Source organism: Nitrosomonas sp. (assembly GCF_040240425.1).
Taxonomy (GTDB): domain Bacteria; phylum Pseudomonadota; class Gammaproteobacteria; order Burkholderiales; family Nitrosomonadaceae; genus Nitrosomonas.
Genome location: NZ_QPHG01000005.1, coordinates 93,366 through 108,929 on the forward strand (window position 1 = coordinate 93,366; position 15,564 = coordinate 108,929).

The 15,564-nt window shown below is 52.2% G+C and carries 15 protein-coding genes; 6 read left to right on the forward strand and 9 right to left on the reverse strand.

Going from position 1 to position 15,564, the window contains the following annotated elements; translation table 11 throughout:
* The first annotated feature begins 15 nt into the window (after window positions 1–15).
* The gene (locus DU481_RS03020) at window positions 16–1,110 is read left to right on the forward strand and encodes an ADP-ribosylglycohydrolase family protein (protein WP_350132401.1); all 1,095 of its coding nucleotides are present in this window, start codon (window positions 16–18) and stop codon (window positions 1,108–1,110) included.
* On the opposite strand, the gene DU481_RS03025 is transcribed toward DU481_RS03020, so the two are convergent.
* The 9 genes from DU481_RS03025 to DU481_RS03065 form a co-directional block, all read right to left on the reverse strand.
* The gene (locus DU481_RS03025; RefSeq protein WP_350132403.1) at window positions 1,107–2,141 is read right to left on the reverse strand and encodes a methyltransferase; all 1,035 of its coding nucleotides are present in this window, start codon (window positions 2,139–2,141) and stop codon (window positions 1,107–1,109) included. The genes DU481_RS03020 and DU481_RS03025 overlap by 4 nt on opposite strands.
* Before the next feature lie 72 nt (window positions 2,142–2,213).
* Window positions 2,214–2,705: an SRPBCC family protein gene (locus DU481_RS03030; protein WP_350132406.1), complete on the reverse strand. Its 492-nt coding sequence runs from the start codon at window positions 2,703–2,705 to the stop codon at window positions 2,214–2,216.
* A 121-nt stretch (window positions 2,706–2,826) separates the two neighbouring features.
* Window positions 2,827–3,564, reverse strand: coding sequence for an N-6 DNA methylase (locus DU481_RS03035; protein ID WP_350132409.1), 738 nt, complete (start codon window positions 3,562–3,564; stop codon window positions 2,827–2,829).
* Window positions 3,516–4,706 carry a class I SAM-dependent DNA methyltransferase gene (locus DU481_RS03040; protein ID WP_350132412.1) on the reverse strand — a complete coding sequence of 397 codons (1,191 nt, stop codon included), beginning with the start codon at window positions 4,704–4,706 and terminating at the stop codon, window positions 3,516–3,518. The genes DU481_RS03035 and DU481_RS03040 overlap by 49 nt, the downstream gene beginning before the upstream one ends.
* Before the next feature lie 2 nt (window positions 4,707–4,708).
* Window positions 4,709–5,554, reverse strand: a complete 846-nt coding sequence (locus DU481_RS03045; protein WP_350132415.1) for a restriction endonuclease subunit S — start codon at window positions 5,552–5,554, stop codon at window positions 4,709–4,711.
* 347 nt (window positions 5,555–5,901) lie between these two features.
* Window positions 5,902–7,833 carry a DEAD/DEAH box helicase family protein gene (locus tag DU481_RS03050; protein WP_350132418.1) on the reverse strand — a complete coding sequence of 644 codons (1,932 nt, stop codon included), beginning with the start codon at window positions 7,831–7,833 and terminating at the stop codon, window positions 5,902–5,904.
* 32 nt (window positions 7,834–7,865) lie between these two features.
* The gene (locus DU481_RS03055) at window positions 7,866–8,225 is read right to left on the reverse strand and encodes a hypothetical protein (RefSeq protein WP_350132421.1); all 360 of its coding nucleotides are present in this window, start codon (window positions 8,223–8,225) and stop codon (window positions 7,866–7,868) included.
* A 114-nt stretch (window positions 8,226–8,339) separates the two neighbouring features.
* Window positions 8,340–9,878, reverse strand: coding sequence for a murein biosynthesis integral membrane protein MurJ (gene murJ / locus DU481_RS03060; protein ID WP_350132424.1), 1,539 nt, complete (start codon window positions 9,876–9,878; stop codon window positions 8,340–8,342).
* A gap of 151 nt (window positions 9,879–10,029) precedes the next feature.
* On the reverse strand, window positions 10,030–10,749 hold the full coding sequence (locus DU481_RS03065; RefSeq protein WP_350132427.1) for a hypothetical protein: 720 nt from the start codon (window positions 10,747–10,749) through the stop codon (window positions 10,030–10,032).
* A 273-nt stretch (window positions 10,750–11,022) separates the two neighbouring features.
* Between DU481_RS03065 and DU481_RS03070 the strand changes: the two genes are divergently transcribed.
* The 5 genes from DU481_RS03070 (at window position 11,023) to DU481_RS03090 (ending at window position 15,563) form a co-directional block, all read left to right on the forward strand.
* On the forward strand, window positions 11,023–11,361 hold the full coding sequence (locus DU481_RS03070) for an HvfA family oxazolone/thioamide-modified RiPP metallophore (RefSeq protein ID WP_292667193.1): 339 nt from the start codon (window positions 11,023–11,025) through the stop codon (window positions 11,359–11,361).
* Between the two features lie 12 nt (window positions 11,362–11,373).
* Window positions 11,374–12,231 carry an HvfB family MNIO-type RiPP peptide maturase gene (locus DU481_RS03075; protein WP_350132498.1) on the forward strand — a complete coding sequence of 286 codons (858 nt, stop codon included), beginning with the start codon at window positions 11,374–11,376 and terminating at the stop codon, window positions 12,229–12,231.
* A complete protein-coding gene (locus DU481_RS03080) occupies window positions 12,209–12,985 on the forward strand; it encodes an HvfC family RiPP maturation protein (RefSeq protein ID WP_350132430.1) in 777 nt (258 codons plus the stop codon). Before DU481_RS03075 ends, DU481_RS03080 begins: the two co-directional genes overlap by 23 nt.
* Before the next feature lie 164 nt (window positions 12,986–13,149).
* Window positions 13,150–13,884, forward strand: coding sequence for a sensor histidine kinase (locus DU481_RS03085; RefSeq protein WP_350132433.1), 735 nt, complete (start codon window positions 13,150–13,152; stop codon window positions 13,882–13,884).
* Between the two features lie 26 nt (window positions 13,885–13,910).
* Complete coding sequence (locus DU481_RS03090) at window positions 13,911–15,563, forward strand: tetratricopeptide repeat protein (RefSeq protein WP_350132436.1); 1,653 nt, start codon at window positions 13,911–13,913, stop codon at window positions 15,561–15,563.
* Window position 15,564 lies beyond the last annotated feature (1 nt).

Below are 15,564 nucleotides of genomic sequence, written 5' to 3' on the forward strand. Positions count from 1 at the left end.
GGTCAAGGAGGTTTCATGTCGCATACGACTACCCAGGAACGCGCCGCAGGTGCCATTATGGGTGCTTTTATCGGTGATGCTTTGGCGCTCGGCCCTCATTGGTACTATGATCTCACCGAACTGCGGCGTGATTACGGGGAATGGATCACCACCTATACCGATCCCAAACCGGGGCGCTACCATAGCGGATGCAAGGCCGGTCAGCTCTCCCAATCAGGCATCATTCTCACGCACATGTTGCGTTCTCTCGTTGAAAACGGCCGATACGACGAAGCCGATTTTTGCCGTCGGCTGGACGAACTACTTTTTCCATTGCTTGATGGCACTCCGATGGCTGGGCCGGGCGGCTATACCAGTCAATCGATTCGTCATGCTTGGCGCTGCCGGGTAGAACAAAAGTTGCCATGGGGGAAAACGGGCGGGCATGCGGATACCACCGAAGCGATTGAGCGCACACTGGCGCTTGCTGTCCGCTATGCTTTCCAGCCAACCGAACTGGCTGCCACAGTCGCAAACAATACTCACCTGACCCAGATCGACGATACGGTAATTTCAATGACTGTTGCCTACGCGGCCGTGCTGAGCATGCTGATGCAAGGGCATGCGTTGGATACGGCGTTGTCGGGAAAATTGATGCAACTGGTGAAAACCGGGAAACTGCCCTTTCATGCTGTCACCTTCGACGGTTTGCAACCGCCGCGTCCGGGCGAACCCGATCCGCCACGTGCCGGGCGTTTTGCATCACCGGATGCATTGCTGACACCGTCCTATATGGCTCAAGCGGCAGTGGACGCAGATATCCGCATCGAACCGGCGTGGAAGGTGTCGATCGTCTATGGCATGCCGTGCGCGATTTATCATCAACTGCCCGCAGCGTATTATCTTGCCGCTCGTTTCCGGGATGATTTTGAGTCCGCCGTGCTACATGCCGTCAATGGCGGAGGCCAGAATCAAGCGCGTGCGATTCTCACCGGTGCGCTCGTTGGTGCTCAGGTGGGACTGGCTGGTATCCCTCAGCGCTTTCTCGACGGGCTCGAAGATTCGGAATCACTGATAAACCTAGCGAAAAGCCTAGCTGCGCAGACGGATAGCGCAATGACCGGAAATTAAGGCTTTCGCCCGGTTACGATACTGTAATAACCAGAAGCTTTATGGATTTGGATGTCCTCAAAGCCGATTTCTTTCAGCATGGTTGAGAGTTCCAAACCAGAGTATTGCTTTCCTTCTGTCCAGCCCATCATCATCATGCCGAACGCCGCCGGTGCGAATGGGCCGGTTTTATCGTCGTTGCACAGCATTTCATGAATCACGATACGTCCGCCGGATTCCAAGTACCTGAAACTTTTTGCGGTCAGAAAATGACATTTTTCCGGCGGCCAATCGTGATACATGTTGGAAAAGAAATGCAGATCGGCGGATGGCCAATGATCGCTCCAGATATTAACGCCGCAGGTTTTAATGCGCTCTTGCAAGTTGTATTCAACGATGTATCCCTCGGCTACTTCGCATACCTGTGGAAAATCCAGAACAATCGCTTGCAGATTAGGTAATCGCAAAGCCGCGCCGATCGAATGCGCGCCGGAGCTGCCGCCGATATCCAGCATCATCCGGTGCCGGGAGAAATCCAAAACCCCCGGCCAAACCAGCGCGGAAGCCATGCTCATGCTATGCATGCCGCTGGTGAAGCGATGCAACAGCTCGACTTGTTCTTCGTGCGATTGATAAATATCGCCGCCACCGTAAGTTTGCGGTGAGTCGGTCAGAATGGATTTTTCCAGGCTCGTGAAGGAACATACCTGATAATTGTCGATCATCAGATCCCAGAGAAAACCGAAGTAATTGGGGCTTTTCTGCAACAAATATTCTTCCGCCACCGCAGTGAGCGCATAACGCTCCTGCTGTAGCGACAAAAAGCCCAGCGCGGTAGCGACCGTCAGGATCGCTTCTGCGGGACGTGGCTTGATGTTGAGCGCATCGCAAATCTCCGTCAAAGTGCGCGGATTATCCTCCAGCAAAGCGAAAACTTTGAGCCGGTGCGCCAGCAATAACGCCGGATAACCATAAACCGCGAACACCACATCCCATACCGGACGATCATCGACGCGCGGCATTTGAATATTGGAAGAGGTATGTTGTGTCATCAGTTCTCCTTGGACATTAAGCGATTGCAGTGAAGATCATCAGCCAAAGCGGTTGCGGACGAGCGGGAATTTTCATGATTGCTTCGCCTCAACCAAGCGCTTGATGTTTTGTACTGTTCTGCCCGCACCGTCTTTGATGGCAACCCGCACCAATCCTTCAAAAGGACGCATAATCGCCAGAATTTCCAGCAACTCAAAAGAAAATGTCAATTTGGTGGATTGCGCCGGACTGATTTCCTGTAATTCATAAGTGCAGCGGAAAGGGTCGGATACGCCGACCAGCGTGATGCGCTGACCCGGCTCAAAAGCAGAAATTTTAAACTTCGATTCCGAGCGCCGCCCCTGATCAACCCGCACCTGTCGCCCTTCCGTTCCGAGCCGGACGGGACCGGGCGTGATTTGCTCCAGCTCTTTCACTTCCGGAGACCACTTAGGATAGTTATCGAATAGGCCCGCGCCAATATACTGGAAAAGCTCCGCAGCCGAGCAGGACACGATGGTGTGCGCCCGTCCGATGACCGGGTCGGTCGAGCCCAGATTGAGCATGGAACCTAAATTGAACATAGCGTTTCGCCCTTGCTGCCGCGTTCAGCGGGTTAATCGATTACCAATCGAGACGTTAAACCAATCAAAGGGGGATTACAAGCAGTTTGGATGTTTGCTGGCGTCAATCAAAGCGTGCGGCTCAAATTTTTTCCGCCATCAACACGTTCAATCGTGCCAGCGCGTCCATAACAATCCGTCCTTGCTCCTGAATACTCTCGATAATTTGCGCTGGTGTACGTTCATCCACCTTGGTTACTGTGTTCGGATTAACCGCTTTCAGATCGAACACTGCTGCATCAATGGTGGCGGCTTGGGTTTCCAGATCTCGTGCCGCTCTGTCTTTCTCGCGAATCTGCACCTCAAGCGCTGCAATCGCGTCACTGGCAGCTTTGTCCTTTTTTAGGCGTTTCAGCCGCTCCTTGAGGTCCACCACCTCGGCCTTGAAATTGGCTGCTTCGTCCAGCAAGGGTTGCATGTTCTCACGCGCCTGGGCGCGGCGGGCGGCGAAATCGACCGTCCACGAATAACGGCTTTCGCCTTCCGGCTTGCCGCGCAGTTGCAGCATGCGTGCATAGCTGGGAAAGGGCTTGCCAGTGTTGATCTCATCCGCTTGCCAGTCGGCGGTGAGAATGGCGGGTAATTGCGCATCGGACAGCACTGCGCCATCAGGCGCAAAGCCAAAATGCGCCAACGTCAGCGGGGTTTTCTTGCCCTTGGTGAAAAACAGCAAATTGGTTTTAACGTCCGCGCCTGCGGTCGAGAATACGCCACCTGGCAAACTCACAATGGCCCACAGGTCGCATTCGTCTACCAGCTTACGTTTTGTCTCTACGAAGGCACTTTCGTTGGTGCGGAACAGCAAGCCCTCGTCCAGCACGATCGCGCAGGTGCCCTGTGCGGTGCCAGCTCGCCGAGGATGTCCTGTACAAACAGCACCTGAGTAGCGCTGGTTTCGTAGGCGAAGTTTTTCTGCGCGTCCTTGCCTTCCTTGCCGCCAAAGGGCGGGTTGGTGAGGATTACGTCAAAGGTCTTAGGCGCTTGATCAAACAACGCCGCGTAGGTGGCGCGGCGCGTCAAAGAATTGCCGTGCCACAAATTGGGCTGGTCGATACCGTGCAGCACTAGGTTCGCCAGTGCAATCGGGAATACCAGATTTTCTTTTTCGCGGCCGAAAAAGGTGTCGTGCTTGAGTGTATCGAGGTCGGTGCTGCGCGCTTGGTTGCCGAGTTTGCGTGCGATGTGTTCGTAGGCGATGGCGAGAAAGCCGCCGGTGCCGCAGCAAGGGTCGTACACGGTTTGGCCCAGAGAAGGATTCACGGTATGCACCATCGCGCGGATCACCTCGCGCGGGGTGAAAAACTGGCCGCCATCGGAATTCTTCTCGCCCATTTTCAGCAACAAATCTTCGTAGACCTGCGACAAGGTGAAGAAGTGCTGATCGTCCACGTGATCGATATTGATCTGGTGCACCTTGTCGAGAATGTCGCGCAGATTGGCCTCAGAATCCACGCGCACTTTTTCCACCGCTGTCATCGTGCGGCCCATGATGCGCTGCTTGCGGCTGGCCGCAGGGTTAGGCAGGCCGGTGCGGGTGTCGATGTCCAAGCTGTGCAAGTGCGGCAACAGCTCCTTATTGATGAAGTCGAATAGCTTGCCGTCACCGGCAGCGAACAATTCCTGCCGCTTCCAGCCAAAAGGCTGGCCTTCCGGTGTCTTGGGGTGACCAGATTTGTCCGCCTCATTCTTGGGCGGCGGCGCAGCCCAGTCTTGCCAGCGGTAAGGGCTGCGCAGCGCCGGTGTGAAGTTCGCGCCGACGGCTTCTGCTTCTTCCTGATCGCGCGCTTCCTGCGCATCCAGAATGCGCAAAAACAAAATCCACGTCAGCTCCGGCACGTATTGCAACGCGCTGGCGCAGTTGGAGCGGCGCATCACGTCACAGATGCTCTTAACGAAGCTCGATAGCGACTGGGAGGAGGCAATAGCTTTAGGAGTTTTGCCGGTTTTCTTGGATCGTATCATCTCTAATTCTCGAAAGCCTGGGCGAGCAAGTGCTGTGGTAACACAGTGAGATCTTCCAATTGCCGTTGTAGCGCTTTCGTCGCCATCGTCCAAGTATCAGTAATTTCAACCAAGCGTTTAGCAATTCTCCGTTGAGTTGGTAAGTCGGGTAGTGGGATTTCTACTGCTTCAACTTGTGTAGGCGAAATGTGCGGTACGCCCAGACTTTGGTCGTGACCGGATATCTCTGTAATGAAGCGATCAGTCTGCAAATAAGCGTACAAGTAGTCGGCGTCGCACCGGCTTTTATCCAACAAAAACCGCCCGACACGTTGTAGCAGGAGTGCTGGTAAGTCGGTTTCACTCACTCGCGCCACCTTGATGCCGCTCGAAATGATCGGACGATCCAAACTGATCAGGACATCGCCCGTAGCCAACTCATACGAAGGAAATTTCTGGGCATCTTCTTCACTGATGTGTACCGAATTGTCCCAATACACCTTGCCAGGAAGGATGTTGGCGTTACGCAGCAGTCGAATGCCCGAGGGTTTGAAGGTTTCACTCTTGAATGCGTAACCGGACTGCAATCTGGCAACACTACCGATTGGTCGCCAGTCTGCAATGTTGTCAAAGAGAGATTGAAAAGCTTTGCTCTTGAGTAACTGAAACTCTGTCCATTGTGCTTGCACTGCTTGGCGCGTGGTTTCCACTTCGGCTAGTTGGGCTTTGAGGCGGGCGGCGATGCGGCGTTGCTCCAATCGCTCTGGAAGGCGAATTGTCAGCTTGGCAAGCTCGGAGAAACGCAAGTTCTGAATGTTTGCGCCGCGAGCTTGTTCGTCGCGCCACTTCAGGTACTGCGGTCCTCGCAACCAAAAAGATAAGTATGTGGGGTCGATGTTTTTCGACCGAACAATCCCGCAGAAGCCTCCAATCGTTCCAGACCATTCCGATTCAAGCGGCGCTGTCTTACCAACGACCTGTGGACTCCCTGAAGAGAGACAGATGGCGATATCTCCCTTACGGAGTATCTGTGTTGGAGAAACAATGTTACTGGGTACAAAAATGAGATCTGTGGTCGTATTCAGTGAATCTTGAATGTTTCCGGCTCGCAGAACAGCAATGCTTGTTGACGTAGGCACAGCGAGCTGTTGGCCTCTATCGAATGTCACGCCGCGAACAAATTCGACGACTTCGCTAAGGGTTGCCTGTAACTGACTCATACCCCAAACAACCTCCCCTTGGCTTCGCGCATCACGTCCGTCGGTTTACCCAATGGCCGCAATGCATCCAATCCACCCGCCAGCTTGATCTCCGGTACTTCCCATAGCGCTTTCGTCTCCAGTGCATCGGTGCCGCCCGCCGCAAACTGATGGCCCAGGCCCTTGAGCACGATGGCAGCCTTGGTGTCCATGCCTTTGAACCACGGTTGGTTGCCTTGAATGAACAACTCGCCGCGTTCGCCGCGTTTGAGCGCTCGGGTGTGGTAGCTATGGTGCCCAAGGAAGTCGTACAAATCGAAATCGGTCATCTGGTCGATTTCTCGGATCACTTCCGGGCTGAAGTTGTCGCCCAGCAGGTGGTCAATCAGTTGGCGGCGTTTTTGCGCTTCGATCCATAGCGCGCGGAAGTCGTCGAAGTTGTGCGCCTCAGACACCACACGTTGGATGACTTCGCGCCGGTATTCGTCCACCGGAATCGGTGTGTCGCGCCCGTCGCGTTGTACCAGGATAAAGCGCCCTTGCGGATTGACGACGACGTACTGTCCGCGTATTTCGGCTACACGCGGAGACTCGCCATCATTACCATCGTCACCGCCCGGACGCGGCGGCTTGGTGATGAAGTCGGTACCGAACAGGCTGGTGACATCGGTGTAGTCATAAAGCCAGAATTTGTACTTTTGCGTTTCTTCGTGAATGCGGGTGCCGCGCCCGACCATCTGGTAGAACTTGATCGGCGATTGCAGGTAGCGGAAAAACACCACAGCGTTCAGCCGCTCGATATCCACACCGGCTTCCAACAGGTCAACGGTGCAGGCGACGAAAGCGCGCTCGCCGGAGCCGCGCATCGGTTCGATCATGTCCGAACCGTTATTGGCGCCGCCCATGCATTTGAAGGCGTAGTGATCCTTGGGCGTGTGCCCGTTTTTCCTGCACCAGTGAACGTAGAGATTGTTCATGTGCTGGGCCACGCGATCGGCGTGAATTTCGCGCGTGCAGAAGATGATGACTTTTTGTTCCGGCCCGCCGTTTTCGCACAGCAGTTTGAACAGGTCTGCGCACATCTTGGGTGTGCGTAGTTCGATGAACAGTTCGTCGTCGAAATCCTTGCCGGTGTATTCGTTCTTGGTGAGGTCCTCGGTAGTGAGCAGTTTGCCGGTTTTGATGTCCTTCACGCCTGCCTGGAGGATTTCTTCCTTGGTGAAGGTGACACTGTCGATACTGGCCTTGCGTTTGACGATCTCGCAGGCGGCCAGATAACCGTCTTCCTGCGCTTGAATGAGCGTGTATTCATAAACCGGTTCGCCAAAATATTTGCGATTGTTGGCAGTAATTTCTTGATCTTCCGAGCTAGCATTTTTCGATTCATGCAGCTGCCGAGGGGTGGCCGTGAGACCAATGTGAATAGCACTCGGGTTACGTTTGAGTACTTCTGACCATTTGCCCCAAGCCGAGCGATGGCATTCGTCGATGATGATGACGCTGAAGGCATCTTTGCCGTAGTGCTCGGACAGGAAACTGGCAAAACCTTCGTCATCATCCAGCCCGAGCGTCTGGTAAGTAGCAATATGAATACGAGCATTCTGCGCGGCATTGCTGCCTTTTTCCGTGTGGACGATGCGAGCGTTGTCGCCGAAAGCAGCTTTGAGTTTGGTATAAGCCTGCTCGCGCAATTCGTCGCGATCACACAGGAACAACGCCGGTTTGGGTAGCTGTCCAGCCTGGCTCATGCGCCACAGCAGGTTAGTGGCGATAATGGTTTTACCTGCGCCAGTAGCCAGTGTCAGGAGTACGCGCGGCGCAAATCCCGCTTGTTGATCGATAAGAATTTTCTCAAAAGCGGCGCGGATCGCGGCATCTTGGTAATAGCGGCTTTGCGCCCAAGCAAGGCTGTCGGCCTGGAACAGTATCGCAGCCTCGGGCCGGGCCATGTTTATACCGGTATCCCTCGCATAGCGGGTGGTCAGATCGGGATGCGACGGGAAGTCGATAAACGCAAAAGGGCCGCTTTGTAAGTTGGTGAAAAAATCGAATTCGCCATATAAGTTACCATTGGTCGAGAAAACATATTTGACGTCGAAGCGCTCGCAATCTTCTTGGTTCTTGGCATATCCTTTGGCCTGCTCATACCCTTCAGCGGGTCTTCGCTTTCCTTCTTAGCTTCGAGTACGGCGACCGGTAAGGATTTTGGCATCTCGCCAATCTGCACGCACAGCAAATAGTCGGTGCGTCCCGGACCCTTGCGGCGGCGGCCTTTGGTACCACTGGGTTCGACCGGAGCCGGGGTCAGGATGGTTTCGAGCGTAATACGCTCACGGTTCACGTAGGATGGGATCAATCAGGTGGTAGCGGGTATCCGCCTCGTTCAGGCTCATGCAGATTCTCTCTGTTTTAATCGCTAAGAAAATTTACCACCAGTGCATACCGGCAATAGGTATTACATCGTTTGCCGATTCGTAAAGTCTTTCAGGCGGAATCCCAGCAGCCAGAGCGCGGTGAAATAGCTGGCGGCGCCGGCCAATACCACGCCGCTGAGTTGTGTGGCGCGGGACAATGCCGAACCGGTCAGCCAGGTTGCGTCATTGCCGGCAGTGAACCACAGCACGATGCCCATGACCGCCAGCGCCAGCAGTATTTTGACGAAGAAAACCAGCCAGCCGGGTTGCGGTTGGTAGATTTTCTGGCTGCGCAATTGGTAAAACAGCAGTCCGGCATTCAAGCAAGCCCCCAAGCCGATAGCTAGCGCTAGTCCGGCATGCTGGAGTGAGCCGATGAAGGCGAGGTTCATCACTTGCGTGGCGAGCAGCGTGATGATGGCGATTTTAACCGGTGTTTTGATGTTCTGGCGGGCGTAGAATCCGGGGGCGAGCACTTTTACCAGGATGATGCCGAGCAAGCCGACGCTGTATGCGACCAGCGCTTCGCGCGTCATCCATACGTCGTGTTCGGTGAATGCGCCGTGGTGAAACAGTGTGGTGATCAGCGGCACTGATAGCAAGGCGAGCGCTAGCGCGGCCGGGAGCGTTAGCAGCATGGTCATGCGCAGACCCCAATCGAGCAGGCGGGAGTATTCATCGTTGCTGTTATTGCTGTAATGCTTTGCTAGCGATGGCAGCAGGATGGTGCCGAGCGCGACGCCGAGCAGACCGGCGGGAAATTCCATCAGCCGGTCGGCGTAATACAGCCAGGAGACGCTACCGGTGACCAGCAGCGAGGCAAAAATCGTATTGATCAACAGGCTGAGCTGGCTAACCGAGACACCGAAAATGGCTGGGCCCATCAGTTTGATCACGCGCCACGCACCGGTGTCGGGATTTTTGAAGCGGATGCGCGGCATGAGTTTGAGCCGCAACAGATAGGGTATTTGAAACGCCAGCTGCAAAATGCCACCGATAAAAACCGCCCAGGCTAGTGCTAGAACCGGCGGATCGATAAGCGGCGTCAACCATAATGCGCAACCGATAAATGCGATATTCAGCAGCGCCGGAGTAACGGCGGGTACATTGAATTTGCCGTAAGTGTTGAGAATCCCCCCGGCCAGTGCTACCAACGAGATAAATAAAATATACGGGAAGGTGATTTGCAGCAGCTGAACGGTGAGCTGGAATTTATCCGGATCGGCGGAAAAACCGGGCGCGCTGACATAAATGATCAGCGGCGCCGCAAAAATACCGGCCAGCGAAATGAAAAATAGTATGGTGCCTAGCAGCATCGTGATGTGATCGATCAGTCCGCGGGTTTCTTCAATGGTGCGGTTGTTCTTGTACTCGGCGAGAATCGGCACAAACGCCTGAGAAAACGCACCCTCGGCAAACATCCGCCGCAACAGATTCGGAATACGGAATGCGACAAAGAAAGCATCTGTTTCCATACCCGCGCCAAAAATCCGCGCGATGATGATATCGCGTACAAAACCGAGTATGCGCGATATGAAAGTCATGCTGCTGACCGCAGCGAGTGCTTTAAGAAGATTCAATGGTTTGCGATGTTTGAGCGATCAAGGCGGTGGTGAGAAGCTGGGCAGACTGGATTGAGAAATCCGATCTGCCCGGCTGGAAATTCAAGTAATCGTTCTGCTGATTCAATCCTGTTACTGTAAACGGGCTGGATGACGGTTTGATGGCCGCTTAGAACATGCAGCTTACTTTTTTGATCAAGCCTTCTTCTTCCCAACTCCACTGCAGACAGTATTCCACTCCCCGTTTCGGGTTTTTGATATCCGCTTCAATGGTTTGCCCGGTGATTACGGGTGGTAGCAACGCTTCTTCTTTGCCGTTATGGATGCTGAAAAAACGGGCGGTTGAAATAGCGCGTCCTTCGGGTAATTCAACGATCAGGCGTAATCGTTTCGTGTCATCGTCGACGACATGGGAGAGTATGCCTTCGTTCTGGGTGAAAGCGCCTTCGCATTGATATGTCAGGGTTAAATCGGAACCGTTGATGACTTTTAATTCCGGCGGGAATTTCATGCAGACTTGATAGCTGTCGTTTTCTTTTCGTAGTTCGGCTGGATCGGTGTTATTGATGCGGAAATTGCTGATGCTGCCGATCGAGCGGATATTTTTAAACCAGTATTCTGAATTATCAACATGACATGCGGTGGTCATTTGTGTTTGCGTCAATGTCGCTTTTTTCCCGCAAGTATCGTGCACCGTCAGTATTTTTCTTAAATCCGCGATGGAAAACGCGTGTTTGTTCTGTCTGATTTGCTCGTAAATCAGCAACGCGGCGCAGACTGCAACGATCAGTGCAATCACGATGAATTTCGTCAGCAGTGCAACCAATACACCAAAGACAAAGATTGCGGCATTGATGTAAAAAACAAGCTGGTTGGGTTTGTCAAACATTCGGAGCTCCTTAGTTAACTGGCATATTTTTATAATATTTTTCGAAGCGCTGAGTTTATCAGAGAGGCGCAGGCAACAAAAGTAAGATAGGCCAGATTGATGCTGGCCGCGTAAAAATGGGATGTGCTGGTTTTTAGCCGGTATTGGCGGCTAGTGGTGTTATGCATGGCGAGCGCCGTTCAGACTGAGCGGGAGAAACGAGCGACTTCGCGCCGATTTGGCGTTATCATTGGCGTTTGCAGTTACGATCAATTTTTATGGAGAAAATAATCAATGTCGAAAAAATCAATGAAACCCATTTCACTGGCATTAAGCACCGCATTAGTCACCAGCTTGGCGGCTAGCAATCTGTCGGCTGACACTGTTGCCAACCCATTTGCGATGAATGAATTATCAGGCGGCTACATGCAATTGGCTGATGCCAGCGGTGCGAATAAACCGGCGCAAGACGGTGGCAAGGAAACCAAGCAAGATATGGAAGGCAAGTGCGGTGAAGGTAAGTGTGGCGGTAAAAAAGAAATGAAACAAAATATGGAAGGTAAATGCGGCGGTAAGAAAGCCGAGCAAGAAGGTAAATGCGGTGAAGGTAAGTGTGGAGCGAATAAGAAGTAATCCGTGAAAACCATGAACGGTCTGTGTTATCCAGTTCATGGTACTGGTTTGGGTCTGCGGCGTTCACTGCTCGGTGCGCTGGCGGATCAAACCGCGCAGCCGGTGAATTTCTGGGAAGTTGCTCCGGAAAACTGGATCGGTGTCGGCGGACGGTACGGAAAACAGTTTCGTGAGCTGACCGAGAAATTTCCTTTTATTTGTCATGGACTATCGCTTTCGATCGGAGGGCCGTCACCGTTGGACGAAGCTTTTCTGCAACGGCTGAAGCGGTTTTTGCACGAGCATCAAATCCGCTATTACAGTGAACATCTGAGTTATTGCAGCGACGACGGACATCTGTACGATTTGCTGCCGATTCCCTTTACCGCAGACGCGGTGCACTATGTGGCGGAGCGCATCCGGCGGGTGCAGGATATCCTGGAGCAGCGTATCGCAATGGAGAATGTTTCCTACTATGCGGCGTCTGGTCAGGAGATGAAAGAGATTGATTTCCTCAACGCCGTGCTGCACGAGGCGGATTGCGACTTGCTGCTGGATGTGAATAATATTTATGTGAACAGCATCAACCATCGTTACGATGCCGAAACATTCCTGCAACAGCTACCCGCATCGCGCATTCGCTATGTTCATGTTGCTGGACACTACCAGGAAGCCGAGGATCTGATTGTGGATACGCATGGCGCGGATGTCGTCGATCCGGTCTGGCAATTACTCGAAAAAACATATCAGCATTTTGGCGTTATTCCGACCTTGTTGGAACGCGATTTTAATTTGCCGCCACTGGCGGAGCTGCTGCAAGAAGTGGAAGTCATTCGCACACTGCAATCCAAATGGCAGGATCAAACCGGTGAGCACGTACAACACGGCTGATCGTCCCGATTTTGTGCGGCAGCAATATGCTTTTGCAGCGCATATCCGCGATCCGGAGAGAAATTCTTGCCCGGAGGGGATCGAAGACCGGCGCATGAAAATCTACCGCGAATTGTTTTATAACAACGTGGAGGGTTTTATCGCCAACACGTTTCCGGTATTGCGGCAAATCACGCCGGATGCGCGCTGGCATACCATGATCCGGGATTATTTCGCCCATCACCTATCGCATACGCCGCTGTTCCCGGAAATGCCGCGCGAGTTCTTGAAATATCTGGAGCATGAACGCAAGCCGCAACCGGATGATCCGCTTTTTCTGCTCGAGCTGGCGCATTATGAGTGGATCGAGTTAGCACTTTCGTTGCTGGACGAAAAAATTGACGCAACGAAAATGGATGTTGATGGCGATCTGTTGGAGGGAGTCCCTGTTATTTCACCGTTAGCTTGGCCATTGAGCTACCGCTTCCCCGTGCATAGAATCGGTCCGGCTTTTCAACCCAAGGAAGCCGATGACAAACCAACGCATCTGATTGTTTATCGCGACACTGGTTTTGACGTGCGTTTTATCGAAATCAACCCAGTCACTGCGCGGTTGCTGCAATTGCTTTCCGGCGATGATCCTGTGCCGGGACGGATGGCGCTGCAACAAATTGCCGCGGAGCTGAATCACCCCCAACCTGACGCTGTGATTCAGGGGGGCATTGAAATATTGCAGAACTTAAGAAAGTGCCATGTGATTCTAGGAAAGCGTTGATTAATGCAACGAAGTGATTCGCTCGTGCAATCAATGAATCAGCATTTCCCTGGGAAACTATCCCTAACTTGCTGATTGTGCTTCAACACTACAGGTTTAAAGTGATTTGCCGTTAGATTCCCCATTGATAACGAATTGAAAACGCATGCTATGCGGGGAATCATATGATAGGAATATCGAATAAGAAGCAGACGAATACAACCAACACCCCGGTTGTGTTCAATATGGCAAACTTTCTGGTTTCTTCCGTGCATGACATGAAAAACTCGGTCAGCATGCTCATTTGCGGTCTGGATAAGGTGCTGACATCGGCTGAAGCGGCCGAGCTTTCCACGCATACCGAACTGGTGCAAATGAATCATGAAGCGAAACGCATCAATAACCGCCTGATTCAATTACTGACACTCTATAAGCTGGGTCAAAAAATATATCCCTTTGATCCGCAGTCCGTTTGCCTGGATGACTTTTTGCATACGACCGTAGCGCAATATGCGCAGTTGCTCAAATTTCGCCACATCCACCTGGAAATCCGGGTAGATCCCGGACTGTACTGGTATTTTGATGAGGATCTCATCAGCGGTGTCATCGGTAATGCGCTAAATAATGCCATGCGCCATACGCATGATCATATCTTGATCAGTGCCGAAGAGCATGATGGTGGATTAATGTTGCGTGTTGAAGATGATGGTGATGGCTATCCGCCTGAGTTACTGGAAGGAAACGGTAATGTCATGCAGAGCGTCGATTTCCATGGCGGTAATACCGGTTTGGGGCTTTATTTTTCCGCCATGGTGGCAAGAATGCATCGTAATCAAGGCGCTCAAGGCGCTCAAGGCGCTCTTTGCCTGGAGAACGGCGGCTCACTGCAAGGCGCTTGTTTCGTACTACATCTGCCGTAACAATCATTCATCCTAATTTTTGAATCATGCATATTAATCCGCTAGACATCTCAATACCTGCCACTGAGTTAAATTTTTCAGGGAAAAATGTATTGATCGTCGATGATTACATGGAGATGCGCAGTATTCTGCGCGATATGCTCAGTAGTTGCGGCGCTGAAATGAAGAAGATACATATGGCAACCAATGGCAATGAAGCGATCGCCTGGTTGAAAAAGGTGCCATTTGATATTGTGCTCTGCGATCTTATTTTGGGTTCCGGAAAGAATGGTCAGCAAGTGCTTGAAGAAGCAAAGTATCAATCGCTTGTCGGGCCTTCTTGCCTTTGGCTCATGATCACTGCGGAAAAAACCATGGAAGCGGTTACCGGGACTGCGGAATATCAGCCGGATGCCTATTTGCTGAAACCGGTCACGGAAGCGAGCTTGCGTTCACGGTTAGCCAAAATTTGGACAAAAAAAGAGGCGTTTGCGGAAATATACAAGGCCATTAAACAGCAAGATTATTCTAAAGCCATGTATTTGTGCGATCAGCGTCTGGCTTCGGATAAGGCTCATGCGGCTGACTTGCTTCGCACTAAGTGTGATTTGTTGCTGGTTAGCGGTGAGTATGACCGTGCCAAACAAGTGCTGGAAGATATTCTGGCTGTACGCGATCTTCCCTGGGCCAAAGCGGCGTTGGCCAAAATATTGCTGAAGAAAAATGATTTGGATGCGGCCAAGCATTTGCTGGAAGAAACCACAGAAGCGAATCCGGCTTATCTTGAAGCGCAAGATCTGCTGGCGCATACGTTGCAAGTGATGGGTGATCTGGAAGAAGCCGGGAATGTTCTTGAGCGTACAGTGAAGTTATCGCCGAATTCAGTGACACGGCAGAAAAACTTCGGTCAGGTTGCGATGAAACTCGGTAAGCTGGAAGATGCCGAACGTGCATTTCGCAAGAGTGTGTCGCTTGGAGAGAATTCCGTGTTGCGAACGGCGGATGCCTATCTAGGTCTTGCCAAAGCATGCAGTGCCAATAAAAACGCCGAACAAGCACTGAAAGTACTGGGGCAGCTCAATAAAAATTTTGCAGCGGACGAAGTGCGCACGAAAGCATTGGCGGTTGAAGGATTAATTCATCATCAAAGTGGAAATACCGAAAAGGCGAAACAGATCGCCGATGAGCTGGGTCAATCGATCAGCAATGACAGCATACATCCGGATTCTGACGGAGCTTTGGAAATTGCCCGATTGCTCTTGACGACCGGCGATAAAGAGAAAGCCATTCAGTTACTGCAAAGTGAAATCAAGAATAATCCTGAAAGCGCTACTTTACTGCGCGATGTTGCAGAAATATTTGACCAAGCTGGTATGGGCGAAGAAGGCAGCCAATTGATTGAAACTTCACGGCAAGAAGCCATGCTGATCATGAATCGTGGGGTATTGCTGATCAGTAAAGGGCAGTACGAAGAAGCGCTAAGTGCGATGCGCGATGCCTATAGTGCGATGCCGGCAAACATACGCGTGCTACTCAATCTGGCGTATGTGATCATTACCTATATGCAGAAAAAAGGCCCGGCTCCGGAGCTGATTGAAGAAGCACGCCATAGCCTCCAGGCGGCCAATGAATTGTCGCCTGGAGAACCTCGTTTTGTTCGTTTGTCAGCTGCACTTAACGAGCTCACAACCTTGAGATGAT